We start from the raw sequence: 25,572 nt of genomic DNA, 5'->3' as shown, positions 1-25,572 counted from the left end.
CCGTACTTTAACGCTAAGCTACGAAATGTTAGACCCAACGTTAAATGATCATGCAAGATCTTTTCTTCTTTACTTTTGTTCATCGTTTACACTTTTAATTGTAAACCTATTTCAGGACAAGTCAGACCTATAAGTTATTATTTTTGGATCATCGTTTTTTTCAGAATTGTCCGCTCCTGTTACAGCTTTCAGGCATTGTGTTTCGCATTTTCTGTATTTAAACTAGCGTAACTTTGTTTTATCATACATTATATTTGATATTATGAAAAACCTCATAATCTTATCGCTGCTGCTTACCTGCGGCACTGTAGCCTGCGCGCAGGACGCAACCGTTAAAGAAATAGCAGCAATTAACCCGCCTGGGACGGCACTCGCCCCGCTGCGCTACCTGGCGTCGGACGAGTTGAAAGGCCGTGGAATTGACCGGCCCGAGATCAATACTGCGGCGCAATACATTGCTGATCAGTTTAAAAGTTTTGGCGTTAAAACTGTACCTGGCGCTAACAACTATTTCCAGGAGTTTCAGTTGGTGACGGCCAGCCCGGGCAAAACGGGCAAGGCAACTATTGGCCAACTAAGTTTTACGCTGGGCAAAGACTTTGTGCAGATGACACCGGTAGATGCTATTATTAAATTTCCTTTGGAGTATGTCGGCCGTGTTACAGAGGCCGGTCTGAATACAATAGACGTAAAAGGTAAGATCATCATGATAGATCTGGGTGTGGCAGACGATGATCTTTCATTCAGAAAAGACTATGGGCAATTACCTGCGTTGAGAGCGTTGCTTACCAAAAAAGGCGCCGTGGCACTGGCAGCGCGTTTTATGGGTAAAACCCTTTCATGGTCAGGCCTTTCGGCACATTTTAATGAACCCCACCTAATACAGCCTGACGAGACGACGTTTCTGAATACTTTTATTATTAATAACACGCCCGAGTTGCAGGCCATACTCTCAAAAGGTTATAAAACAGATGCTGAATTTGTTGTAACCGGCACTATGGAAAGGTCTGTCAACCTTAAAAATGTTATAGGTTATATAAAAGGCACCGATTCACAGTTAAAGGATCAATACGTGTTACTAACCTCGCACTATGACCATCTGGGTGTTGGCAAAGCTAAAATGGAAGACGGCAAGCTGGACAGCATCTACAATGGCGCACGCGACAACGCCTCAGGCACCACCGCAGTGATTGATGCAGCCCGGTACTTTTCCAAGTACCCGCCTGCGCGTTCGATGTTGTTTATCACCTACACTGCTGAAGAGAAGGGCCTTATCGGAAGCTCGTATTATGCGTCACACCCTATCGTTCCGCTCAAACAAATTATTTACAATCTGAATATTGATAATGCAAGTTATGACGACACCAGGCTCATCTCGTTAGTGGGCCTGGGCCGTACTACTGCCGACAAACACATCAAAAAGGCTTGCGCCGCTTATGGCATGACCGTAAATGGCGACCCAACCGGCGGTCAGCTATTTTTTGCCAGCGACAATTACCCGCTGGCAAAAAAAGGCGTGCCTGCGCCAACTTTTAGTTTTGGCATGAAAACTTTCGGCCCGGAGATATTTAAACGGTATCACCAGCTCAGCGACGAAGTAGGCAATATGGACCTGAATTATATGATGAAATTTATCGGTGCCTATATATTAGCCGCTAAATATATTGCTGATGATCCGCAGCCTGCAACCTGGAGCACGGGAGACCAATTGGAAAAAGCAGGACAGGAATTATACGGAAATAAATAAAAAATCCCCCCGTAGTGACGCGATGCTTTGCGTCTCTACAGGGTGTTGAATTTCAATATCAAATTTGGATCGGGGATATTTTGAAGGTATTTTTCTTTTTCAGAAAAGCGTACTACGCCGGGATAATCGCCTAGCATTCCTTCCATATCGAACATCAACTGAAAGTGCAGATGCGGCGGCCATTGGCCGTTCTCTGCAATGGAACCGAGGGCAGCTATTTGTTGATTTTTAACGACGGATTGACCCATTGTAAGCCGGTTAAGGCTTTCGCAACTTAAATGGCCGTACAGGCTATATAATGTCAATTCACCAAGATGGTGTTGCAGGATAATGGTTGGGCCGTAATCTCCAAAATTATTGTTGTTCTGAAAACTGTGTACGGTGCCATCCAGCGGAGCATAAACGGGCGTGCCTGCATCAGCCCAAACATCAATACCCAAATGCAAGCGCCGGGGCTCATCGTCAGTATCAAATAACGGGCTACGCACATACAAGGTGCGATGCTCCATATATCCGCCTACGCCGTAGCGGCTGCCAGCTTCTTTAAGTTTATGGTTAATCCATCGGCTAAACCGCGCGCTATCGGCTATTGTGCCGGTATCCAATTCGGTATTGGCCGATGTAAAATCAAAAGCATAAAGCCTGTCGGTGGCCGGGTTATAGTCGACAACCTTGCCCACAGCATATGGATTTGCTTTGATCCAGGCAATTAGCTGGCCGGTACGGTTCATGAAATTGCCGGGGAGATTACTCTTCGTCGTGTTGTTTTTCTTCGCGATGTATCTTGTCGAAGATCTTTTCCATACGGTCAACATACTCGCTGGTATCATCAACAAAAAACTCCAGTTGCGGGATCACTCTTACCTGATCTTTAATGCGCCCGCCCAGTTTATACCTGATCTCTGAAGCATGCTGCTTAATGGTTTGTAACGCCTGCGTGGTGTTGGCATTATTAAAGAAACTTAAAAACACCCTTGCAATTGCCAGGTCGGGTGTAACCCTTACTTTGGTTATGGTAACCAATGTATTTGGTAAATAATTCACTCCCTCGCGCTGAAAAATAGCGGCAAGATCCTCCTGTATTACTCCGGCAAATTTTTGTTGACGTTTTGATTCCATAACTGTGATATTTATTTAACGCCAAACAGGCAATTGGGTTTGAAAAATAATCGTTTAACAATATATTACTAAAAATTCTACTTGCAGCCTTCAGGTATATCTTTAGTTATTTTTATCACTTTTTTTACGATGAGTGTACTATCGTAAGCTGCAGCCTCGCCATTGGTTGCCGATTTAGTTTTATAACCCTCAACTTCGGCGTACACCTGCGTACCCGACTGCTCAAAGTTAATTAACTGCGAATACTTTAACTCCAACTGCGCAGAACTATCTGCTGCCCAATACTGGCTTTGCCCGCCACAAAATTGAAATAGTTTAGCGCCCGGTGCAAAACTGTACAGGCCTTTAAAAACTTCCCGCGCACGCGCCTCTGTTTTCTTGTCCTTATGGTTACAAGCGGTAACCACCGTCATCGCCAGTAATAATAAAATGCCGGATGTTTTGTTTAAGCGCATATTGAACAAATTATAAATCCTGTTTAATATCATCCAGGCCTTTAACGCTTAGCCTGGCGCTAATACCAGAGGCCAATACAGCAATTGCCAGCACGGTAAAAAATACCAGCACAAAATCGCTCAGCTTCATATTAACCGGGTAGGCATTGTTGGGGACATTCATGCCGCCAACCTGTATCAAACCATAGGTTTGTTGCAATATACAAAATACCCATCCTAACACAATACCCGATAAGCAACCGATCAGAGAAATCATCAATCCCTCAAAAAAGAAAATGCCCTGAATTAAGTTTTTACCCGCTCCCAGGCTGGTCAATATGGCAATATCCTTACGTTTATCAATTACCAAAATGGTTAATGAACCAATAATGTTAAACGCTGCTATGACTACCACAAAGGCCAGGATCATAAAAACTGCCCATTTCTCGTACGTAAGGGTGTGGTATAAAGCGGTATTTTGTTCCTGCCGATTTTTAATTGTGAAATCATTACCTATTTGTTCCTGCAGTTCGGCCTGCACTGCCGACACATCCAGACCTTTTTTAAGGTTGATGTCTATAGATGAAACTTCTACCGGCTGCTCAAATAACTCACGGGTAAATTCTATGGGGACAATCATGGTGTCATCATCTTCCTGCTGAATAGAGAATACGCCCGAGGGATAAATGTCGCGGGTTATAAATTCATCACCAGGATTGATGGAGCTTACCTTTGCACGGCGCGGCGAAAAAATCTGCATAGGGTAATCATTGCTGCCTATGTTGATCATGAGATTATTATGTACAATTACACCAATAACCGCCATTGGGCTTTTGCCGGCATGCAAAGAAAACTCGCCCTCAATAATGGTGCTATCCAGGCGGCTATTCTTTAAAAAACCGTCGCTTACACCTTTTATACGGCCAATGTAAGTTTTGCCGCGGTATTGAACCACCACTTTATCCTGCAATACTTCTGTAAATGAGAATACGCGGGCATCTTTATGCAAATTACTGAAGTAAGGGCTATGCGGGTCAAAGGTTTTGCCCAATTTGGCTTCGATCTTTAAATCAGGTGAAAAATTGCTGTTCAGCGAAATAATTACGTGTTCAAGCCCGTTAAACACCGATAGCAGAATGATCATTGCCGCAGTACCAATCAACACCCCCAACATAGATATACCCGAAATAATATTCACCACATGCATTTTTTTGCCTGAAAGCAAATAGCGGCGGGCTATGTAAATAGAGGTATTCATTTTTTTGTGTCTTATCTGCGCTGCTTAATCCGGTAAAAATACATAAAAGGCGTTACGCCCGGTGTACTATACTAAAAAAGGGTTGGTCAGTTTTTCACGTCCAATAGTGGTGGCCGGGCCATGACCGGGATAAACACGGCAATCATCGGGTAAAATCAATAATTTTTGTTCGATATTGGTGATCAGTGTCTTGAAATCGCCGCCGGGTAAATCAGTGCGGCCAATGCTGCCGCTAAACAGCACGTCGCCGCCGATGAGAAAATTGTCTTTTTGGTCATAAAAACACAAATGAGCGGGCGAATGGCCCGGCGCAAATATGAGGCTTAAAGTGGTGGTGCCAAAGCTTGTTGTACCTGTTTCGCCCAAAAACACCTCGGGCACCGGCGACGGCTCATAACGCAAACCAAATTGCGGCGCATAAGCAATGCCGGCTTCTAATAGATCCAGCTCGCCGCGATGAAACTGAGGCTTCAGACCATACATGTCAAATACAAACTTGTTGCCTAAGATATGGTCTATATGGCAATGGGTATTGAGCAGTAAAACGGGTTTCAGGTTATTGTTTTTAATAAAATTAACCACTGCATTTTGCTCGGCGGCATTTTCCATCCCCGGATCGATGATAGTGCATTCGCCGCTTTCATCATATAAAATATAAGTGTTTTCCTGGAGAGGGTTATTCGGGAATGCTTTTACTGAAGCCATATTTTGGGTTATACGTAATACGTTTTTCGTGGTACGTTAGTTAGTAGATAAATTATATAAAGCAAACATATAACCTTAACGCTTCCATTTAAAGCTGCCTATCATCACATCGATATCCTTTTTGATAAAATTCAATACCGGCTGTATAGAGTCAAGGCGGGGCGCAGTGTTAAAATACAGAGCACCGCGCAGATAATTTTTAACGCTGTCGGTCAAATAAAACTGAACTGATGATGCCGAATTACCGCCAATTGCATAGTAAACACAATACACTTTATTGGCCGGTATACTAATGTTTCTTTGTTCAATATCGGTAGCTTTTACCGTATTTTTAAAGGCAAACCGGTGTGCATCCTCAACCAACTCATCAAATACTTTTTTTGAAGTAATGGTTTCATAGCTTAAATGTAAAGTGCCGTCAAACTGCGGAAACTTCATGTTAAGTAAGTGGGTCATAGGAGCCAGCCTGGCCGGGATACGTGTCTGAGTATCCTTTTGTATAACGGCGTAAGTTGGATATTTAAACGTAAACGGATAATCGGACACCAAATCGCGATATGCTTTTTTAGGTAACTCTATACGGAAATATCCCCGTGGTTTGGGCGCGTAATCATGATTGTCGCCGCAGGCTGCCAACAGCAAAATACCAATTATGCAAAGAGTAAATATCTTCATGGGTGCTTTTCTTTTGAGTTCCAGATTTCCCACGATTTTTCCGCCTGCAGCACCAGCATTTCGTAGCCGTTTTTTGGTGTCGCGCCGCGCTCACCGCCTCTGCGCAAAAACTCGGTCTCGGGCGGGTTATACACCAGGTCGTACAGCAAATGCTCGTCGGTTATGGCATCATAAGGTATTGGCGGGCATTCGTCTACCTTAGGATAAGTGCCCAATGGCGTGGTATTAATAATGAGTTTATGCGATTTGATATGATGCGGCTTTAATTCGCTAAATAACAGGTTACCCGGATGTGGCTTACGCGTTACTGTTTTGTAGCTGATCTCAAGATTATCCAGAACACACTTTACGGCTTGTGCTGCCCCGCCGTCGCCTAATATTAAAGCATCGGTATGTTGTTCTTTCAATAACGGCCGCAATGACATTTCAAAACCGTACAGATCAGTGTTAAAGCCCTCCAATCTGAAATCATGACCGCCTACACCAACTTCTCCATTAAAAGCTGCCAATACCGGGCTTTCTTTGGTTATACGGATGCAGTTTACAGCCCCGGCGTTGCGGGCGTCATGCTCTATCCAATCCAGAAAACGCAGTACATTTTTTTTGTGCGGCACAGTAACGTTTAAACCCGCCAGATTGGGGTGAACATCCAGCAAATCCTGGAGGTCTTTTACATGCTCTAACGGGTACAGATCATATACCGCGTCGGTAATATTCTCGTTATCAAACTTTTCGGTAAAGTATTTTTTGGAAAATGAATGCGAAAGCGGGAAACCGATGAGTCCGTATTGTTTCATGCTGTAATATTAGTAACAAACCACGAAGAATTTAAATTTTTATTGCTCTCCAAAGTCCTGAAACAAAAAAGCTGCCCTTTACGGGGCAGCTTTTTTGTTTTGTTTTGTTTGATTATCTTCTTCTGCCAAAAACGCGCAACAGCATCAGGAACAGGTTAATAAAATCAAGGTACAGCGTTAAGCCGCCCATAATAGCATATTTTTTTGATGTTGCATCGCCATATTCCAGGCCAGCACCAATGCGCTTTAGTTTTTGTGTATCATAAGCGGTTAAGCCAGTAAATACGGCTACACCAATATAAGCAATAGCCATGTCTAAACCGCTGCTATGCATAAACATGTTAACCAAAGTTGCTATGACAATACCTATAAGACCCATAAACATTAATGAACCGAATTTGGTTAAGTCCTGCTGCGTGGTATAACCGGCAACAGCCATCACGCCAAATAACAGCGATGAGCTGATAAACACGCTTAATACTGAACTTGTAGTATAGATGAGCAAAATAAAGCTTAAGCTGACACCAGTTAATGCCGCATAAACAGCAAATATCAGCGCTAAAGCCGGGTATGACAGCCTATTAAGGCCGTAGCTCATCAGCATAACAAAGGCTAAGGGCGATAGCATTATAATCCAGCCCAGGCCAGAAAAGCCATTTGCACCAATCAATAATTGTAGCAAAGACGGATTGGTAGCAAAGTAAAAAGCGCAAAAAGCGGAGATTCCTAAGGCTATAAACATCCACAAAAACACATTAGCCAAAAATTTACGCGACGAAGCCGCGTCATCAATTTGTATTACGTTATCATAAACGTAGTCTGGATTGTTGTTTTCCATTTTTATTCTGAATTATTAATTATACGAATGTAATATATAGATATGAGATTAGAGAAAAAGTTTAGTTTATTATAATTCGATCTACTAATTTAAACGTTTGGTCAATTGCTCCTCCACCTTTTTAAATACTTGCAGCGGTTTAAGTCCGCGCCAGTTTAATTCATCCAGTTCACCACCGAAGTTAATGTAGTAATCGATGTTATTGCGCTTAAATTCGTCAATAACATGCTCGCGGAAATTGATACCGGCAATCCAGCCGTCCTCAACATCCTGAAACCACTCTTCGTAGTAGCAGTCATCCGACGAATGGAAATTGAGCACATTCTCACCGATCAGGATAAATTGGGTGATGCCGTTATCAATCATCAGCTCAATGATCTCGCGCTTTAGCAGCATAATATCGTTGTTGATGGCATCGTTCCACTCGCCAATAAATTCCATGATGGCGTATGAGCGGTCATAGTCGGCATACAACACTTTCATGTACAAAGTATTTGAGCCAAACGAATCCCATTGAGGGTGCAGCAGGAAATTGTATATCTGCTTGTCAAACTCAAACTCACTGTACTCCGTAGCATAAAAAGGCGAGTATTCGTCCTCTGCTGCGATGTAATCATCCCGCCATTTATAATATGGTTCTATTTCGTGCATTTGGCCCGCTCTAAATATCCCCCCGATAGGGGAAACTTTCTAAATTCAAATTTAATATATTTCAATTAAAGCCCTCCCTACCGGTGAGGGTTGGGCAGGGTTTTATAAAAATCAACCGCCTTGCGTACGCTGCCTTGCTCTTTGAGCAATTGCGCGGCAGTGGTCTCGTCAAGCCCTGTTTCGGACATTACCATATTAATGCCCCGGTGTACAAGCTTATTGTTTGACAACTGCATGTCAACCATTTTGTTACCCTTTACCCTACCTAGTTGTATCATTACCGTGGTGGTAAGCATATTAAGCACCAACTTTTGTGCGGTACCTGCTTTCATGCGCGTACTACCCGTCAAAAACTCCGGACCGGTAACAACTTCTACGGGGTAATTGGCTTCGGCAGCCACCGGGCTGCCACTGTTACATACAACGCAACCGGTTGCTATTTTATTTTGATTGGCTGCTTTCAATCCGCCAATAACATACGGAGTGGTGCCCGAAGCCGCAATACCAACAACCACATCTTTTTCATTGATGTTAAATGCCTGCAGATCTTTCCATGCCTGTTCGGTATCATCCTCGGCAAATTCTACGGCTTTGCGTATAGCACCATCGCCACCGGCTATGATACCTACGACCCAATCAAACGGCACACCGAACGTTGGCGGGCATTCTGATGCATCAACCACTCCCAACCTGCCGCTGGTACCCGCGCCTATATAAAACAAACGCCCACCTTTGCGCATCTGCTCTGTCACTACAGTAGCCAGCTTTTCAATTTGCGGGATGGATTTACTTACCGAAACGGCAACCGTCTGATCTTCTTTATTGATATTTTGAAGTATCTCGGCCACACTCATTCTTTCGAGGTGGTTATATTGCGAATCTTTTTCGGTTGTGGTTTGCATAGCGCTGTTTTGGACAAAAATCGGTAAAATAATCGAAAATGGTCGAATTATTGGTAGCGATTAAGTACTGTGAACCTGCATTATAATTTTTACAAATACATGTGAATTTTGAAGCGATTAATAGGCAAAATGGTATCGACGCTATCAGCCCAAATCAGTAGATTTGTAGATATTCTATGAAAAGAGCAGCAGCAATTATTTTCAGGTCAGTCATCTTGGTATTGATGGGTGTAGCTATTGGTCTTTTTTTAGGCGATAATCACATCACCGAACATATTGATCTGAATGGCGACAAAGTGTCCAGGGTGCTTGACCTGGTGCGCCATAACTATGTCGACTCGGTAGATGTAGATAGCATTGAGGGCACTACAGTAAACAATCTGCTGCAAAATCTTGACCCGCACTCGCTGTACTTACCCCCGCAGCAGGCTACCAGCATCAATGAGCGTTTAGAAGGAGGCTTTACCGGTATAGGCGTTGAATATGTTTTGCTGCGCGATACCTTAGTAGTGACACAGGTGACACCATACGGGCCAGCTTATAATGCCGGCCTTCGCCCCGGCGATAAAGTGCTGGAGGTTGATCATCAAAGTTTTTCAGGCACGCATTTAACCGCTCAGAAAGTGAGCAAAGCTTTTCGCGGGGCCAAAGACTCACAACTGCTTATGGCTGTTGTGCCGGCGGGTAGCAAAACCACCAAATTTTACAACATCAAACGAGACCATGTTGACCTGAGCAGTCTTGATGCTGCTTATATGCTTAACCCGACAACGGGCTATATTAAAATAAGCAAATTTGCGTCAACCACTGACGCCGACTTTCGCAAGGCGCTGACTAAACTAAAGATAGACGGCTTGCAAAAACTTGTGCTGGATATCCGCGGCAATGGCGGGGGATATCTGAATACTGCAACCGCACTGGCAGATGAGTTTTTAACCAAAAAGCAACTGATAGTTTATACAAAAGGCGTACATGAACCGCGCACTGATTATTTCGCAACCGACTCGGGTAATTTCCAGCATGGTAAATTAGCAGTGTTAGTTGATGAATATTCAGCGTCTGCCAGTGAGATCTTGGCTGGTGCCTTGCAGGATCTGGACCGCGCAACAATTATAGGCCGACGCTCATTTGGTAAAGGCCTGGTGCAGGAGCAGTTTCCGTTCGGAGATGGATCGGCTGTTAATCTGACTATCGCCAGGTACTATACTCCTTCCGGACGATCTATTCAAAAATCGTATAGCGGCGGTATCGAAAGTTACCGCAACGAGTTGGCACAACGCATGACAAAGGGCGAGCTATTTTCTGAGGAAAGTAATTTAAAAGACAGTATCTTCAGAAAACCTACGCATTATCATACCTCAGATGGTCGTAAAGTATTTAGCGGTGGCGGTATCATGCCCGATATTTTTGTACCGGCCGACACTACGCATAACACTTATCTGGCTCATGAACTTAGCAGCAGACAACTGTTTTCGGCTTACGTGATTGACCACATGCAGGCAGTGTTAAATAAATATACAGCCGCCGATTTCATCAAAAATTACAACGTAAGCGATGCTGATTTAGGTAATTTTATACTGTACGCCTCCAAAAGCATAAAAGATATCCGCCCACAAGAAGTAATGACAGCCAGGGGCGAATTAAAAACCTTGCTTAAAGCCTATGCTGCCCGCTTTAAATGGGGAGACGATGCCTATTTCAAGGTCATTAATGCTGATGATCCTGCCATTAAAAAAGCTATCGAAGCAGTGAATTAGATGTGCAATATTTGCACATTATCAACCTATTTCTGTCTGAACCAAACCTGCACCGGTGCGCCGCTCAGATCAAAATTTTCGCGCAGCTTATTTTCTATAAAGCGGTAGTAGGGCTCCTTAACATATTGCGGCAGGTTGCAGAAAAACGCAAACATGGGCGACGAGCCAGCAATCTGCGTTGCATATTTGATCTTAACATATTTACCCTTGGCTGATGGCGGCGGATAGTTCTCAATGATGGGCAGCATCACCTCGTTCAATTTTGAAGTAGCGATCTTGCGTGCGCGATTTTGATAAACCTGGTTAGCTACATCTATTACTTTAAGTACACGTTGCTTCTCGGTTACAGACGTAAAAACTATTGGAACATCGGTAAAGGGCGCTATTTTTTGGCGAATCATATCCTCGAAAACCTTAGTGGTTTTGTTGTTTTTTTCGATCAAATCCCACTTGTTTACCACGATCATTATGCCTTTCTTATTCTTCTCGGCCAGGTGAAAAATATTGATATCCTGCGACTCCAAACCTTCAACCGCATCAACCATCAGAATTACAACATCAGCCTCTTCCAAAGCTTTGATGGTACGCATTACGGAGTAAAATTCAATATTCTCTTTAACCTTGGTTTTTTTGCGCATACCAGCCGTATCAATCAACATAAAATCATGACCATATTGGTTATAATGTATATGGATCGAATCGCGGGTGGTACCCGCAATCGGGGTTACAATATTACGATCCCGGCCTATCAGTGAATTGATGATAGATGATTTACCTACGTTAGGGCGACCAACAATGGCATATTTTGGGCGCGTATTGTCTTCCAGTTCTTCATCGTCAAAATGTTTAACTACATCGTCCAGCAATTCGCCGGTGCCAGAGCCGGTCATAGAAGATATGTTGTATATCTCGCCTAAACCAAAGCTGTAAAACACCGTAGCGTCTACTTGCTGGCTGTTGTTATCTACTTTATTAACAACTACAAAAACGGGCTTTTTGCTTTTGCGCAGAACGCCGGCGATGTCATCGTCCAAATCGGTAATACCGGTGGTTACATCAACTACAAATAAAATAACCGAGGCTTCCTCAATAGCAATAACTACCTGCTCGCGGATAGCCGCATCAAAAACATCGTCAGAGTGTGCTACATACCCGCCGGTATCAATAACAGTAAATTGGTGGTTGGTCCACTCCGACTTACCGTAATGACGATCGCGCGTTACGCCGCTAAAGTCGTCTACAATAGCTTTACGGCTTTCAGTTAAACGATTATATAAGGTTGACTTGCCCACATTAGGCCTGCCAACTATGGCTACTATGTTGCTCATTTTGATTTGGGATTTTAGATTTACGAATCACGACCGGGGAAGATCGTCAAACTAAATCGATGCAAATTTACGAAACCCGATAATCTAAAATCGCAATTCGTAAATTGTAATTCACTATTATTCGTACCCGAATTTCTTCAGGTAATTTTTCTTGCTGCGCCAGTCGGGTATTACCTTGACAAACATTTCGAGGAAGACTTTACGTTGGAAAAAATCTTCCATATCGCGGCGGGCATAGGTACCTACAATCTTGAGCATTTTACCGCCTTCGCCAATAATTATGTTCTTTTGCGAATCGCGCTCCACAATAATCTCGGCGCTGATTCGATGTAGCTTATCTCCCTCAATAAACGAAGTCACAATCACCTCGCAGCTATAGGGTATTTCTTTTTTGTATTGTTTCAATAACTGCGCGCGTATCATCTCTGACGCAAAAAAACGATCATTACGATCAGTCAATGCATCCTTATCATAGTAAGCTGGGTGCTCGGGCAGGTTATCTACCACAAAGTTCATTACGGCGGTAACATTATGCTCATGCAATGCCGATATGGCAAAGAGGGCTTTGGGCTTCAATTTTTCCTGCCAGTATTCTACCTTTTTCTTAACCGTTTCTTCGTCGCTTTGGTCTATCTTATTAACCAGCACACAAAGCGGGGCCAATGAGCCTGCCAGTTTCCTTAGTACATCCTGCTCATCGTATTCCTCATAGATATCAGTAACCAGTAAGATCAGGTCGGCATCAACAATAGAGCCTTCCACCTGGTGCATCATGCTTTCGTGCAGGGCGTAATGTGGTTTGATGATACCCGGAGTATCCGAAAAAACGATCTGGTAATCATCGCCATTAACTATACCAAGGATACGGTGACGGGTAGTTTGAGCTTTAGGGGTAATAATGGACATTTTTTCGCCCACAAGCGCATTCATCAACGTTGATTTACCTGCGTTTGGCTTACCAATGATGCTTACAAAACCTGCTTTATGACCCATAGAAAAATAAATTAAAATATTTTTGGACTGCAAAGAAACGAATTATATCTTTGCAGTCCAATTAAAACAAAGCACAAAACGCTTTTTTGCTAATTGGAACAAACATTCCGGAAGTTATGACCGTTATGTAAAACACCAAATATAGTGCGGGATGGAGCAGTTGGTAGCTCGTCGGGCTCATAACCCGAAGGTCGTAGGTTCGAGTCCTGCTCCCGCTACCTCAGAAAGTAAAAGCCTCTTAGAGAAATCTAAGAGGCTTTTTTTGTTTTTTGTGAGTAGTCGCTACTACGCCAGCATAATGGTACCAAGTTATAGACTTGGAAGCACGGGAGGAAATGAAAAAAGGCCGGCCCGAACTAACTCAGGCTTGTCCAATACAGTTTTTGAATATTTGGTGACTTTCTCAAACACCGTCTCCCAGGAACGCTCCTTATTAAAAATGGTAGATTTTGCATTGGCCTGAACAGTAATAGACTTGCCATCATTGCTCAATTTCCAGACTTCTGTCACATAAACAACTTCTTGTTTTTGTTGGGGATACTTGAAGAGTACAATTGAGTTAACAGTCATGGTTTGTCCATCTGCCGACAACTTTACGGTATATTTCTTTTCTCTTCCCTGACCATGATTAATTTCGGTTGCTTTACCGAAGGTCAGTTTCTCCCTGCTTTTAACCGTCGCTTCGCCAGGAAACGAGCTTGATGCCTCTATGGTTAGAAAATTTGCCTGCTCTTTAATTTTCATTGTTTTAGATAGCATACGATCTCCCGAGTTATAGGTGCAAACAATATTTCCGCCCATACTTATTGACGCTTTGGACTCCCATTCGCCAGAAAAGTTAGCGCGATGAATGCTTTTTTTCTGCTGAGCTTGTAAGGGGAAATAAACTACTCCAATCAGCATGATAGCCAGACTGTACAAAACATTTCTTTTATTTTTCATATCTATTAGAATTAATTTAACGAATCTACTTTGATACTTTTCAGCGCGAAGAATTTGGATTGTAAATTAAAATGTAAACTTTGTAAATAAAAACTTGACATTATGCATCTTACCAGAAAACCCAATCGCCTGGAATGAAAGGTAACTGTCTGAATCTATCTATTTCTTAGACTTGCGACGACTAAAGGTTTGCTTTCCATTTGCGGGACAGCCAAGCTCATCTAAGCTATTGAGTAGTCCTGAAATAGGTTGACTATTTCAGGACTACTCAGCAGATTTAAAATCTCCCGGCTACATAACAAGCACTACACTTAAAGGCAATTTCATTGTCAAGGCATAGCGTTATTTTTTCAGAAGCCAATGTGTGCTCATTATATTGGTAGGCTCGCCGTTGCCGGGAGACTGATAATAAACAGTCAGTAAAGAATCGTCGTTTAGCTGGGTAGTCGATGGGTAACCCATATCGCTATTAGCCGATCGGGTCAGCATAATTTCGTTTTCTATATCCCAGGTTCTTCCTTCGTCGTGGGAAATACAGGCTTTTTGGCTGTAAGGCAGCTTACGATGAGAATAACTTAGCAGCAATTCGCCATTTTTTAACAACGTAAAATGTGGTGGATAGCCCCAAATAGCCGTTTCGCTGGCCATCGACCAGGTATTGCCACCATCATAACTCTCAGATTGTAACAAATATCCATTGTGAAACTCTTTTGACTCATTCCGGATCATTGCCAAAAGCTTTCCTGAAGGTAATTCTATTACATGAGGCTCTGAAATGCTTGTAGCCTTTTTGGGCACCGGTATATTGCCAATTACTTTCCAGGTGATACCATCGTCGGTCGATTTTTCAACTAAAATCGGCCCCATTGATTGGTAGCTTCCGGTTCCGACATATAGCAGATGTCCGCTTTTTAGATTCACCGGCCCATGAGGGGCTGTTCCTACCGTGCGCGAAGGTGTTAACCATGTCTTACCTCCATCCGATGATCTCTTTATCCAGTTTCCCAGCCATGCCTGCTTAGTTTGCGCGCTTATCTTTTCGCCAACCCTGAAATATTTATAATATGCGGCAGGCCAATTTGGGTTTTCAAAAGCCAGCGAGGTAAACCAGCTCACTACAAGCGTTCCCTGCCTGGTTTGTATTATACCTGCATCGCGGTCATCAAGCGGCGTATTTGTAATGGTTACAGGTGCAGACCATGTCTGGCCGTTATCAGCCGATTTGATGAGGTGTGTTTTACCAAAGGGACAAACGTGGCTGTCCCTATCGCCAGAGTAAACCACGATCAGCTCATTTTCTGTTGTGAGAACAACCGTTGGCCATCCCACATAACGATTGGGTTCGACAGAACTATTGGTTTGAACAGGGTGTCCATTTTTATCAATGGCCGAAGAAACCACCGGGAATCTGCCCGGTTCAATACAAATTATTTTTGTTTCAAGTATTTCGGCTAATGCATTCTCGGGAAGGCTGCCCGGCCCCGGATGCAATTCAGTTTCCGTACCCGGCGCTTTTAAGCCGGGTAGCACTGAGATAAGCGGGACCGTCCCCATCAGTCCTAAAAAATTTCTTCGGTTAAACTCTTTGCTCATACTTTCGGCATCAACTATCAAAGATGCTGTTTATCTGTTTGAATGAATTTAAGAATAAATAATAAAAGTATACTTCTGACCATAAAGCAAACTACAGCCCTTCATTTACCTTTACATCAGAAATACATTGAACCTATGACCATCAGGATCAGTAAACACAAAACCGTAATATCCCTCTCCAAACTCTTCAGGCTTGGAAACTATTGTTCCTCCGGCTTGTCGCACCTCTTTTTTCCAACTATCAACTTCTTCCTTGCTGTCAGCAGAAAGGGTAAATATAATTTCATTTCCGGCTTTTGTATCAACTACCTTACCCTTCATGCCGGGCTCGAGTACATCCTTCAAAAAGAAATGAATGATAAAGTTTCTCTCGCCAACAAAAAAGCTGGTCAGCTGGTCTGACGCTCCGTTGGGTTTAAATCCAAGTTGTTTATAGAATTTAGTGGTCCGGTCTAAATCCCCGACACTTAAATTAGCCCAGATTTCTTTCGTTTTCATAGATTAAAAGTTTATGGTAATAGCATTTGTTTTTTGACGCGCTGAATAGCGTGCTGGCTATTTCAGCCACTTTTACAATGCAATATAGTACAAAAAGCTTTGACAGGCTCACGCTACCAAAAAGCAAACGCCTCAAACCTAAAGATTTGAGGCGTTTGCATTGAATAGTAAACAGTACCGGAAAATCCGCGCTTAAATCTTCTTAAGCGCTTGCGCGGTAACTGATATTCTGCCATTTCCTAAAAGCGTTTTGCGGGTAAGACTTTCTATTTTGCCTTTTTCATCGCGGTTTAGATACACACGCGCCACATTTGGGCCGATGTTTGCATTTAAGCCTGTAATAACCAGCACATCAGGCTTAACTTCTTTGAGTACATAACTCTCGACCGTTTTACCGGCTTCCGTTCGGTTCCAAAGCAAATCGCCTTTAGCGTAGGTAATGGTGACGTCGTTGGTGTATTTACCAACCAATCCTCCGTATTTACTTTTCATATTCACCGGGTTCGCAGCGATGCCGTCATTGTCTATCATCCATTGCGCAGCGGCTTTTTGGGTAGTATCTGTTGAATTCTTCAAAATATCCTGCAGTATCAGTTTGTGCGTTGCTGCAAGCGCATCTTCCTTACCGGTTTCTACATCTGGTATTACGCCAACACCTTCCCAACCCACATTGTCGTTTGGACCCACGACCATTTTAATTGGCACAAATGCTACCAGGTTATTTTTTAGCGCCACATTGCCGCCGGCTATACCCGCACCTGCACTTGTATCGCCTACGATGGTTGCCCGCTTCAGCTTCTGCATCGCATAAGCAAATCCCTCTGACGCTGAACCGGTGCCTCTGCCAGTCAATATGTAAACCTTTGCGTCGGGCATGTGCTTGCCGGGGGTATAGGCATAGGTCCATTCCTGCTCATCGCGTTTACGGTCTTTATAAAACCCGTTCAGATAAAACTGTTCGCGCCCCGGGTTATAAAAATAGGACGCCAGGAAACGGCCCATTTGCCCGGTGCCACCAGGATTGTGACGAACATCTAATATAATATATTTACTGTATGCACACATATTCATACTCGCGGCTGCCATTTCAAACGCTTCCTGCGAACCAAGAAACGGACCAGGTATTTCTACATAAGCGGTCGAGGTTGTACCATCTATCTCCACTCTCTTGAAACCGTAATTGGCTCTTTGGTCCGAGTTATCATCTGTTCCTCTTCCGCCACCACGTCTGCTACGCGGCTCAGTCATGCTCTTATAAGTGGCTTCATTCCGGCTAACACGCAAGTGCACATCTTTATGTGTTTTTCTCATGTCGGCGGTTAACTTTGCCGCAAGCTCCTGTTCAGTTAAATTATTATAATGGCCGGCAGCTTCATTTTTAAGCAGGTCCTCTTTATATTTTGCACTTATTTCCGGGAATGGGTATACATCTACCAGTCTATCGGCAAGTTTAGTGACAATCTCGTGCCTGTCGGCATCGTTTACTGTTTGTGCGAAAGATGGCAGGTTGTATAAAAACAGCGCGCCTGTAATGCCCAGCATCAGGCATGATCGTTTAATCAGATTTGGTTTCATCAAATGAGTTTAAATATGAGGTGATTTATTACATCAAATATAAATACCCTGTCGTCTCCAGGCAAACTTCTTAGAAATCTTAAGTCAGATAACCCGGGCAAGGTATTCATATATTAATTACTTATGTCGTCATTAGTTATGCCTCGCTTATTTTTCTTAATTGATTCTTTTAATTTCCCGAACTTATAGTTGAGGGATGCACCAAAGGCGCTAAAGTTTTGCTGATCCCGGCTTATCTGGTTAAAATTGGGCCCGAATGAATTTGTAACATTAAGACGATAGCGTTTGTATGGGTTATTGGTAAAAGCCGAAAAAGTGAGCTTATCTTTAATAATATCCTTGCTCACGTTAAAGGCTGTGCTGATATACGCATTAGAGTGCTGTTGAACAGTAAGCCGGCCGCCATCTGCAAAGATATTAACCCCGGTTCGCCAGCCACTATTTAACTTTAGGCTGGAGGCGACATTAGCATTAAACATAAAGCCGTGGTTCTTTATTGGTTTACCGTTACTTACCCCTGTTGCCCAACCATGCATTAACCCTCCGTTCATACTCAGATTCCAGGCTTGGGTTAAGGGGTAGTTGAAATTAATATTTCCTCCTAATGCTTTTGCGGTACCGGTATTCTCAAAACGAGTACGGGTAATATTGCTTACTTCGTCATATACCGACACCGGGAAGATAAGACCCTGTATCCAATTATAATTCAGGCTGGCAACCAGACTGCCTTTGGCGGCCCAATTAAACCCAAGCCTTAACTGGTTGCCCTTGGTAGGGCGCAGATCCGGGTTGCCTGAAGTTTCAAATATTGGATTAGAGCGGTCAACAAAAGGGTTTAATTGGTTAATACCAGGCCGCTGGATGCGCTGATTCCACCCAAAACTAATACCAGTGGTGTTAAAGCGCCTGCTTAAAGCCACCGCAGGTATTATACTGAAATAATTTTGCGACACCTGCGAGGCTGTCGACAAAAAGTTAGCACCGACATCTGTATTTTCAACTCTGACACCTGCTTTTACCGACCAATTGTTGATATTATATTGATAAGAATTATAACCGGCCCAAATAGTTTGTCTGTTATTGAAAGTGTTTGTTTTCGATGGGTCGGTTAAATAATTGCCACCTGCGTCCTGCGATAAATATTGGAAATCGCTTTCATTAAAGCGGACAATTATTTTTGCACCCGCTTCAACATTAATCTTGTTTACCGGGTAAACTTGATCTAATTGCACAGTATGCTCGCTCATCACGCTTTTATTGGCCTGACGAAAATCAGGTAGCGTATAATTTACTCTGTTGTTAAAAAGCTGATCGGCGTTTTGGTTATTGGCGAAGCCGTAATAGCGATAAGAAAAAGTCGTCAATTGGTTCTTATTCCGACGATATCCCTTTTGATAGTTGATTGCCAAATCGGCCCCTTTTCCAATATTATCATTATCTGTTAGCAAACTATATTGCTGTGTAACAGTGGTATCATTCCGCAAGACAGAACTTTGCGAAGACTGGCCAGTTCCCTTGCCTCCGTTCAGGTTAAACTGGCCGGAGATAAGATTCAGCGAATCGATCTCATAACTTAACTCCATGCCCAGGTACGCGTTTTGACTGTCGCTTTTCTGACCACCGGCCTGAACAAGTGCCGACGGTGATACGCTCTTGCTTTTGCGTAGAACACTACTTGTTGTTAAGGGGTTGCCAAACGAGCTGGCGCCGCCAAACGCTGATAAACCAAACTTTCCTGATTTGGTAGTAAATGACCCACCTATAGATGGGCCGCCCGCAGGCAGGCGTTCATTGAGACCTATGTTTGCGCTATAGCCATCGTCTATGGTTTTATTGGTTATTATATTGATTATTCCGGCCAAACCTTCTGCATCGTATTTTGAAGGCGGCGTAGTGATAACTTCTATTTTTTGAATAGAAGATGCAGGCATGCTCTTTAATACATCTTTTGGATTTCGCTCAAGTAAACTCGACGGTTTACCGTTAATAAAAATACGGTATGCCGAATTTCCACTTACCTGTATGTTGTCTTCGGCATCAATGGTTACCAATGGAACCTTTCGCATCATTTCCAATACACTACTAAACTTACTGGCAGGGTCGGCCTGAATATCATAAGCAATACGATCAGCTTCCTGCTTAATGATAGGTTGGGTTGCCTTTACAACAACTGCTTTAATTTCCCTGGCCGAAGCATTAATGGCTACATCCCCTAAATCAAGTGGCTTACTTCCATCCATAAGAATATTCAGGGATTTACCGGTATAACCGATCAATGTAAAATTGATAATAAATTTTCCCGGCTGGACATCGGTTATAACAAAGGCGCCGTCCGTTCTGCTAACAACCGTTTTTATTTGCTTGTTATTTGAATTTTTAAGTGCCACAGTGACAAACTCGGCCGGCTTTCGGGTCAATGAATCGATAAGCCGGCCTTTGATAATGTTACGTTCTGCCAGGCTTTGGGCATGTGACACATATATCCCAGCTAGCCAAAGCATTAAGATTAAGGTGATTTTCAGTTTCATTTGTAAGTCGTTTAGGGCTTTGACTACAAATCAAGTACTATGTTACACATAGTACTAAATATTACACAGGCATTTTGATATAACAACGTAAGTGTTTTAAAATAAAAGACTTTTTTATCTTTATTTAAAAAAATGCCTATCTTTGTATCGTAATGGCGGTATTTTCAAAGACGTGTGAGTATGCTATAAGAGCGGTGCTTTTTATTTCCCATAAAACTGCAGCAGGCGGCAAGATTGGAATTAAAGAAATAGCTAACGGTATTGATTCGCCTGAACATTTTTTAGCAAAAATTTTACAAGACCTAAGCCGTAAGGGAATTATACAGTCAGCAAAAGGGCCAAACGGCGGCTTCTATCTGGATGAGCATGCACTTAAATTGTCCCTATCAGCTATAGTGGAAGCTGTGGACGGCGATGCTCTTTTTACTGGATGTGCCCTGGGGTTAAAACAGTGTTCGGAAGTAAACCCGTGCCCGTTACACAATCAGTTTAAAACCATAAGAAGTGAAATACACAACTTGCTGAATACCAAGAAAATAGGAGAATTCAACGACGAGTTGGCACTTGGTCTGCGGTGTTTGAAAAAATAAAATTTGATATAATAAAAGATAAAAAGGTATTAATATATTTTATATATGAATGATATTACAGATATTGATAGCATAAGACTTTTTGTAGATGAGTTCTATGACAAAGTACGCCGTGATGATTTGATTGGCCCTGTATTTTTAAAAGCGATCCCTGGCGACTGGCAACCCCACCTGGACAAGATGTATGCTTTTTGGAATACTATTTTGTTTGGCGTAAGTGGATATAAAGGGAACCCTTTTTCTAAACATGCGCCGCTACAAATAAAACAAGATCATTTTGACAGATGGTTAAAACTGTTCGCTGAGACAATCAACACTCATTTTAACGGGCCAGTTGCGCAAGATGCACAGAAAAGAGCCGGGCTAATGGCCGAAATGTTCTTGTCGCGGCTAAGATATACAGATCCAAACCGCATAGTTTTTTAAGTGATAAGTCTATCAAACAACAATTAATGTAACAACATGATAATACCAGAAATTTTATCCCTACTCGAAACAGCCGAAACGCCGGTTATTAAAATATTGCAACAACAGGCATCAGGAAAGGTGCTTGCATTGGGTTTTAAAAAAGGAATGATACTCAAAGAACACCAAACAGCCGTTCCGGCCAAGTTGGTGGTTATTGAAGGAACAGTGTTATATAGGCAAGGAGAAAAGTCAATAACGCTTAACAAATTATCTGATCTGGATATACCAGTTAAAATTACGCACTGGGTTGAAGCGCTGCAGGATAGTATTTGCCTGCTGATACTCGGTTAAAACATGAATAGAAACAACTAATAAATTAACAATATGAATACGATAGAATTACAACCAACACTTGACAATGCAAATGTAGAAGCGATAGGAAAATCCTATTCAATTTTGAAAAAGCTTAATGCGTTTATTGAAAATCAAAAAGATAAACGCCTGGCCTGGTTCATGATCGGGTTGCTTGCACAAGCGGTATTGATTTTACCTATCCCCGCGGCCCTGATATATTATTACGACGCGTCTGTATTTGTATTAGCGATTACACTTGTACTATTTTTTGCTAACATTATTGCTGGTATGGGCGGTTCAAAGATTGGTATTTTAATATTACTTTTAACGCTTAATATCATTGTACACCTGGTTATGATCTGCGGATATATTCTGTTTAAATAGTTATTTAAAACGGTTAGCTGTATTAGCTATACGGGCAGTTGCATAAAATGCGGCTGCCTTTCGCTTCCCGGCAAAATGACCTTATCGATTTTCTTTAATACTCCTACGTGTGAGAAGATTACCCACATTATCCCACTGTTGGGGAATATTTTCCCTAAACGGTTATTGGAGCAAATCTCTTAACTCCCTTTTTATAGTTAATTATCCATTTTTATTTTGAATTGCCGCTTTGGAACCTTTTTTGCTTTAAAGCGTACAAAGAATCCAAGTTAAAAATCAATCATTGTAATTAAGTAATGAAAAAACTGTATACACTTTTATTAATTGGTGGTTTATCTATTTTCGCTTCATGCAAAAAGGACAATTCTCCCAATAATGGTACAGAACCAAACGTAAACAGAATTGCACCTGACGGCTTCAATTTTTCTACTACGAAGAACGTAAATATCAATGTTACCCTGCATGCTAATAATGATCAGCCCTTATCTGGTATTGTCGTAAGCATTTATGCTCCTGATCAAGTTGATTCAGGCAACACTTTATTCAAAGGGGTAACCAATACAGCCGGTAACTTAACAGCGACAATCACTGTCCCTGCGTATTATAGTAAGCTGGTTATTGATCCTGCTTATGTAGGTTTATTACGTAATGCAACAGCCACAATTAATAACGGCAGTATTACTGCGGTAATTGGTGGTAAACAAGGCTACAGCGGCGACATTGTAGCTGACGCTATTAACAATGTTACTATTGATACCAATGCTTACAATGGCTCAATAAGGACTAATTCATCAAAACGTACTGACATAGTCTATCCTGACGGATATTCTGCTTCAAATGCTTTTACTTCGCCTACAAACCTCGGCCGTCCTGCCTATCTGGAAGCTACAGGCGATGTGATTGATGCGTCATTATTATCATACATCAATGCGTCATTGCCTGAAAACAAACCATTAAGCACTACGCATCCCGATTATCTGAATAATAAAGTAAACACTATTAATATAACCGCAACAACCGATGTCTGGGTCACTTTTGTTTCAGAAGGTGCGGGCTACCAAAATACATTGGCATATTACACTTACGACACCAATAACCCGCCATCACAAACAAGCGGTGGTACGCGTGCTGACGGCATTGATAAAATAACGTATATATTCCCAAATGCTTCAGGAGCCGGCTCTGGCGGTGGCCTTCATTCAGGCGATAAAGTTAAGCTTGGAACTTTCGATGCAGGCACAACTGTTGCATTCGTATTGCTTCAAGATGCGTGGAGCGGCAGTGGGGTAGATACTAAGGCAACTAAATTTTACAGCCAGAATGCCTTTAATCCTGAAAGCAGCGCACTAAGTCAACACTCGGTTGTGTTGTATGACGACGTTCATAAACTATACGTAATGGGCTTTGAAGACCAGAACAGAACAGATTCAGACAATGACTTTAACGACCTGGTTGTTTATGCCACTGCCAGCCCTATTACAGCAATTAATAAGACAAATGTAGCTTTAATTGATAAAGGCGGCGATACTGATGGGGACGGGGTGCAAGATGAGCAAGATGCCTTCCCTACCGATGCAAATAAAGCCTACATCAATTATTATCCGTCTAAAGATACCTATGCAACTATTGCTTTTGAGGACAACTGGCCTAAAAAGGGCGACTTTGACCTGAACGACATGGTTGTAAAATATCGCTACACATTCGCCAGCAACGCTAAAAACCAGGTTGTAAGCATGACAGGCGACTATTCGGTAGCGGCGTCGGGGGCTTCATTTAAAAACGGCTTTGGCGTACAGTTGCCGGTGAGCGCATCAGCGGTACAATCGGTTAGCGGCTACAAACTATCAGCGGGCACTTACATATCGCTTGCAGGCAACGGGGTAGAGTCAGGACAAAGCAAAGCCGTTATTATACCTTTTGATAATCACGATCTGATGGTTCATAATCCCGATTACTCATTCTTTATTAACACCTTGAATTCAAAAGATAAAGTGATTAGTCAAACCGCTTCAGTAGTTGTAAACTTTGTTTCGCCGGTAGATGCTTCGACATTGAAGGCCTCAGCATTTAATCCGTTCCTTATCAGCAACCTGCGCCGCGGGTATGAAATTCACCTCCCGGGCTTTGCGCCGACTGATAAAGCTAACAGCAAATTGTTCGGTACTGATGATGATAAATCGAGTGCATCAACAGGCAAGTATTACCTTTCGGCTGAGAATCAGCCATGGGCCATCAACTTTACTGAGTCATTCAGCTACCCTCTTGAGACAATTAATATCAATCAAACCTATCTGCATTTTGCAGACTGGGCCTTATCAGGCGGGGCCACCTATTCCGACTGGTACAGTAACACAGCAGCTGGCTACCGCAGTACAGGTAATATATACTCGAAATAAACAGCCAAAATTTTATAACACAAAAGCGTGAGACCTATGGTACCGCGCTTTTGTGCTATAATAAACTTATTTTTGTCGACTCATATATTCAATTAATGCAACCCCGGACAAGCACTAAAACGCTGACATACTGCACCAAGTGTCATTTAAGTATTTGTCCTTAACGTCTTAGCTATTGTCAATGAAACCAATTTTTATCCCGGCTTATATAAAAAAATATCTGCATATAAATCGAAACAATGCAACTGCGCTAGAAGCCATAAAAGCCGCTTATAAGACTAATTTAGCTACAGGCGTGCCGTTAATATCTGTTGTTATCCCTGCTTATAACGAAGAAGAGAATATAGTGCCTACGTTGGCGTCGCTTTGCAACAACGTAATCACCCATCCAGTGGAAATCATTGTAGTAAATAACAATTCGAAGGATAATACAGAAGCGCTTGTAAAAGCCAGCGGGGTTATTTGTATCAACGAAATCACCCAGGGCATCACTCCTGCGCGTAACCGTGGGCTTAAAGAGGCTACAGGTAAATATATACTCAATGCCGACGCGGATACCATTTATCCTAAAGATTGGATAGCAGAAATGACGAAACCCTTAATGAACGATAAGGGGGTAGCTATAACCTATGGCACCTTCTCGTTCATCCCTATTGGCAGCACAGGACGCATTACCTATTACTTTTATGAAATGCTGGCCGATCTGACCCGCCTTTATAATAGTTTTAAAAAGACAGCAGCCGTTAATGTATACGGTTTTAATTCAGGCTTTAGGCGCGAGCAAGGCTTGCAGGTTGGAGGATTTGACCATCCGCCTGGCACGAATGAGGATGGTTACCTGGCACTGAAACTAACGCAAAAAGGATTTGGCAAAATGCACCGGGTAAGCAAATCTAATGCTATTGTCTGGACCACTGATCGCCGTATACAAATTGACAGCGGCTTGTGGAAAGCAATAGGCAAGAGGGCAAGACGTGTATTTAATATTAAACAACGCTAAATTTATATTCCTAATAAGAAATTTTTTAGTAAGACTATTTAAAATCACTAACTTAATATAACGAATTACGTACAAGGGAGAAATTGTATTAGCACATACA

At 42.5% G+C, this 25,572-nt stretch carries 25 protein-coding genes and 1 tRNA gene; 9 read left to right on the top strand and 17 right to left on the bottom strand.

Annotation, left to right across the window (positions count from 1 at the left end; genetic code table 11):
• Positions 1–262: 262 nt before the first annotated feature.
• The gene (locus ABD772_RS09150) at positions 263–1,747 is read left to right on the top strand and encodes a M28 family peptidase (RefSeq protein WP_345103111.1); all 1,485 of its coding nucleotides are present in this window, start codon (positions 263–265) and stop codon (positions 1,745–1,747) included.
• Between the two features lie 35 nt (positions 1,748–1,782).
• Here ABD772_RS09150 and ABD772_RS09145 read toward each other — a convergent pair whose 3' ends face one another.
• The 10 genes from ABD772_RS09145 to murQ all read right to left on the bottom strand — a co-directional run bounded on the left by ABD772_RS09145 (position 1,783) and on the right by murQ (position 9,126).
• Positions 1,783–2,478 carry a peptidoglycan DD-metalloendopeptidase family protein gene (locus tag ABD772_RS09145; RefSeq protein WP_345103109.1) on the bottom strand — a complete coding sequence of 232 codons (696 nt, stop codon included), beginning with the start codon at positions 2,476–2,478 and terminating at the stop codon, positions 1,783–1,785.
• A gap of 16 nt (positions 2,479–2,494) precedes the next feature.
• Positions 2,495–2,866 (bottom strand): 30S ribosome-binding factor RbfA, encoded by a 372-nt coding sequence (gene rbfA / locus ABD772_RS09140; protein ID WP_345103107.1) that lies wholly within the window; start codon positions 2,864–2,866, stop codon positions 2,495–2,497.
• Between the two features lie 77 nt (positions 2,867–2,943).
• The gene (locus tag ABD772_RS09135) at positions 2,944–3,321 is read right to left on the bottom strand and encodes a hypothetical protein (protein ID WP_345103105.1); all 378 of its coding nucleotides are present in this window, start codon (positions 3,319–3,321) and stop codon (positions 2,944–2,946) included.
• A 10-nt stretch (positions 3,322–3,331) separates the two neighbouring features.
• Positions 3,332–4,558: an FtsX-like permease family protein gene (locus tag ABD772_RS09130; RefSeq protein WP_345103103.1), complete on the bottom strand. Its 1,227-nt coding sequence runs from the start codon at positions 4,556–4,558 to the stop codon at positions 3,332–3,334.
• Between the two features lie 66 nt (positions 4,559–4,624).
• A complete protein-coding gene (locus ABD772_RS09125; protein WP_345103101.1) occupies positions 4,625–5,263 on the bottom strand; it encodes an MBL fold metallo-hydrolase in 639 nt (212 codons plus the stop codon).
• Between the two features lie 75 nt (positions 5,264–5,338).
• Positions 5,339–5,938, bottom strand: coding sequence for a gliding motility lipoprotein GldD (gene gldD / locus ABD772_RS09120; protein ID WP_345103099.1), 600 nt, complete (start codon positions 5,936–5,938; stop codon positions 5,339–5,341).
• The gene (locus tag ABD772_RS09115) at positions 5,935–6,735 is read right to left on the bottom strand and encodes a shikimate dehydrogenase family protein (protein ID WP_345103097.1); all 801 of its coding nucleotides are present in this window, start codon (positions 6,733–6,735) and stop codon (positions 5,935–5,937) included. The genes gldD and ABD772_RS09115 overlap by 4 nt, the downstream gene beginning before the upstream one ends.
• A 112-nt stretch (positions 6,736–6,847) precedes the next feature.
• On the bottom strand, positions 6,848–7,573 hold the full coding sequence (locus ABD772_RS09110) for a Bax inhibitor-1/YccA family protein (RefSeq protein ID WP_345103095.1): 726 nt from the start codon (positions 7,571–7,573) through the stop codon (positions 6,848–6,850).
• Positions 7,574–7,657: 84 nt separating this feature from the next.
• Complete coding sequence (locus tag ABD772_RS09105) at positions 7,658–8,224, bottom strand: hypothetical protein (RefSeq protein WP_345103093.1); 567 nt, start codon at positions 8,222–8,224, stop codon at positions 7,658–7,660.
• Positions 8,225–8,301: 77 nt separating this feature from the next.
• Complete coding sequence (murQ, locus tag ABD772_RS09100) at positions 8,302–9,126, bottom strand: N-acetylmuramic acid 6-phosphate etherase (protein WP_345103091.1); 825 nt, start codon at positions 9,124–9,126, stop codon at positions 8,302–8,304.
• A gap of 176 nt (positions 9,127–9,302) precedes the next feature.
• Here murQ and ABD772_RS09095 point away from each other — a divergent pair, with 176 nt between their 5' ends.
• Positions 9,303–10,883, top strand: a complete 1,581-nt coding sequence (locus tag ABD772_RS09095) for a S41 family peptidase (protein WP_345103089.1) — start codon at positions 9,303–9,305, stop codon at positions 10,881–10,883.
• A gap of 26 nt (positions 10,884–10,909) precedes the next feature.
• On the opposite strand, the gene der is transcribed toward ABD772_RS09095, so the two are convergent.
• Positions 10,910–12,211 carry a ribosome biogenesis GTPase Der gene (der, locus tag ABD772_RS09090; protein ID WP_345103087.1) on the bottom strand — a complete coding sequence of 434 codons (1,302 nt, stop codon included), beginning with the start codon at positions 12,209–12,211 and terminating at the stop codon, positions 10,910–10,912.
• Positions 12,212–12,328: 117 nt separating this feature from the next.
• Positions 12,329–13,204, bottom strand: a complete 876-nt coding sequence (era, locus tag ABD772_RS09085; RefSeq protein ID WP_345103085.1) for a GTPase Era — start codon at positions 13,202–13,204, stop codon at positions 12,329–12,331.
• 145 nt (positions 13,205–13,349) lie between these two features.
• Here era and ABD772_RS09080 point away from each other — a divergent pair.
• Positions 13,350–13,422, top strand: a tRNA-Met gene (locus ABD772_RS09080).
• A 91-nt stretch (positions 13,423–13,513) separates the two neighbouring features.
• Here ABD772_RS09080 and ABD772_RS09075 read toward each other — a convergent pair.
• The 5 genes from ABD772_RS09075 to ABD772_RS09055 all read right to left on the bottom strand — a co-directional run bounded on the left by ABD772_RS09075 (position 13,514) and on the right by ABD772_RS09055 (position 20,340).
• Entirely contained in the window at positions 13,514–14,146 is a 633-nt protein-coding gene (locus ABD772_RS09075; RefSeq protein WP_345103083.1) for a hypothetical protein, read from the bottom strand.
• A 342-nt stretch (positions 14,147–14,488) separates the two neighbouring features.
• Positions 14,489–15,739: a sialidase family protein gene (locus tag ABD772_RS09070; protein WP_345103081.1), complete on the bottom strand. Its 1,251-nt coding sequence runs from the start codon at positions 15,737–15,739 to the stop codon at positions 14,489–14,491.
• Between the two features lie 111 nt (positions 15,740–15,850).
• Entirely contained in the window at positions 15,851–16,237 is a 387-nt protein-coding gene (locus tag ABD772_RS09065; RefSeq protein ID WP_345103079.1) for a VOC family protein, read from the bottom strand.
• Between the two features lie 192 nt (positions 16,238–16,429).
• Positions 16,430–17,812: a S41 family peptidase gene (locus ABD772_RS09060; RefSeq protein WP_345103077.1), complete on the bottom strand. Its 1,383-nt coding sequence runs from the start codon at positions 17,810–17,812 to the stop codon at positions 16,430–16,432.
• Between the two features lie 113 nt (positions 17,813–17,925).
• Complete coding sequence (locus ABD772_RS09055; protein WP_345103075.1) at positions 17,926–20,340, bottom strand: outer membrane beta-barrel family protein; 2,415 nt, start codon at positions 20,338–20,340, stop codon at positions 17,926–17,928.
• Positions 20,341–20,492: 152 nt separating this feature from the next.
• Between ABD772_RS09055 and ABD772_RS09050 the strand changes: the two genes are divergently transcribed.
• The 6 genes from ABD772_RS09050 (at position 20,493) to ABD772_RS09025 (ending at position 25,472) form a co-directional block, all read left to right on the top strand.
• Positions 20,493–20,930, top strand: coding sequence for an RrF2 family transcriptional regulator (locus ABD772_RS09050; protein WP_345103073.1), 438 nt, complete (start codon positions 20,493–20,495; stop codon positions 20,928–20,930).
• A 45-nt stretch (positions 20,931–20,975) separates the two neighbouring features.
• Entirely contained in the window at positions 20,976–21,356 is a 381-nt protein-coding gene (locus ABD772_RS09045) for a group III truncated hemoglobin (RefSeq protein WP_345103070.1), read from the top strand.
• Between the two features lie 36 nt (positions 21,357–21,392).
• Entirely contained in the window at positions 21,393–21,689 is a 297-nt protein-coding gene (locus ABD772_RS09040) for a cupin domain-containing protein (RefSeq protein WP_345103068.1), read from the top strand.
• Positions 21,690–21,722: 33 nt separating this feature from the next.
• A complete protein-coding gene (locus tag ABD772_RS09035; RefSeq protein WP_345103066.1) occupies positions 21,723–22,076 on the top strand; it encodes a hypothetical protein in 354 nt (117 codons plus the stop codon).
• Positions 22,077–22,372: 296 nt separating this feature from the next.
• The gene (locus ABD772_RS09030; RefSeq protein ID WP_345103064.1) at positions 22,373–24,472 is read left to right on the top strand and encodes an LruC domain-containing protein; all 2,100 of its coding nucleotides are present in this window, start codon (positions 22,373–22,375) and stop codon (positions 24,470–24,472) included.
• A 181-nt stretch (positions 24,473–24,653) separates the two neighbouring features.
• The gene (locus tag ABD772_RS09025; protein WP_345103062.1) at positions 24,654–25,472 is read left to right on the top strand and encodes a glycosyltransferase family 2 protein; all 819 of its coding nucleotides are present in this window, start codon (positions 24,654–24,656) and stop codon (positions 25,470–25,472) included.
• Positions 25,473–25,572 lie beyond the last annotated feature (100 nt).

Source organism: Mucilaginibacter panaciglaebae (assembly GCF_039539265.1).
Classification (GTDB): domain Bacteria; phylum Bacteroidota; class Bacteroidia; order Sphingobacteriales; family Sphingobacteriaceae; genus Mucilaginibacter; species Mucilaginibacter panaciglaebae.
This window is presented reverse-complemented; position numbering and strand designations above follow the sequence as displayed.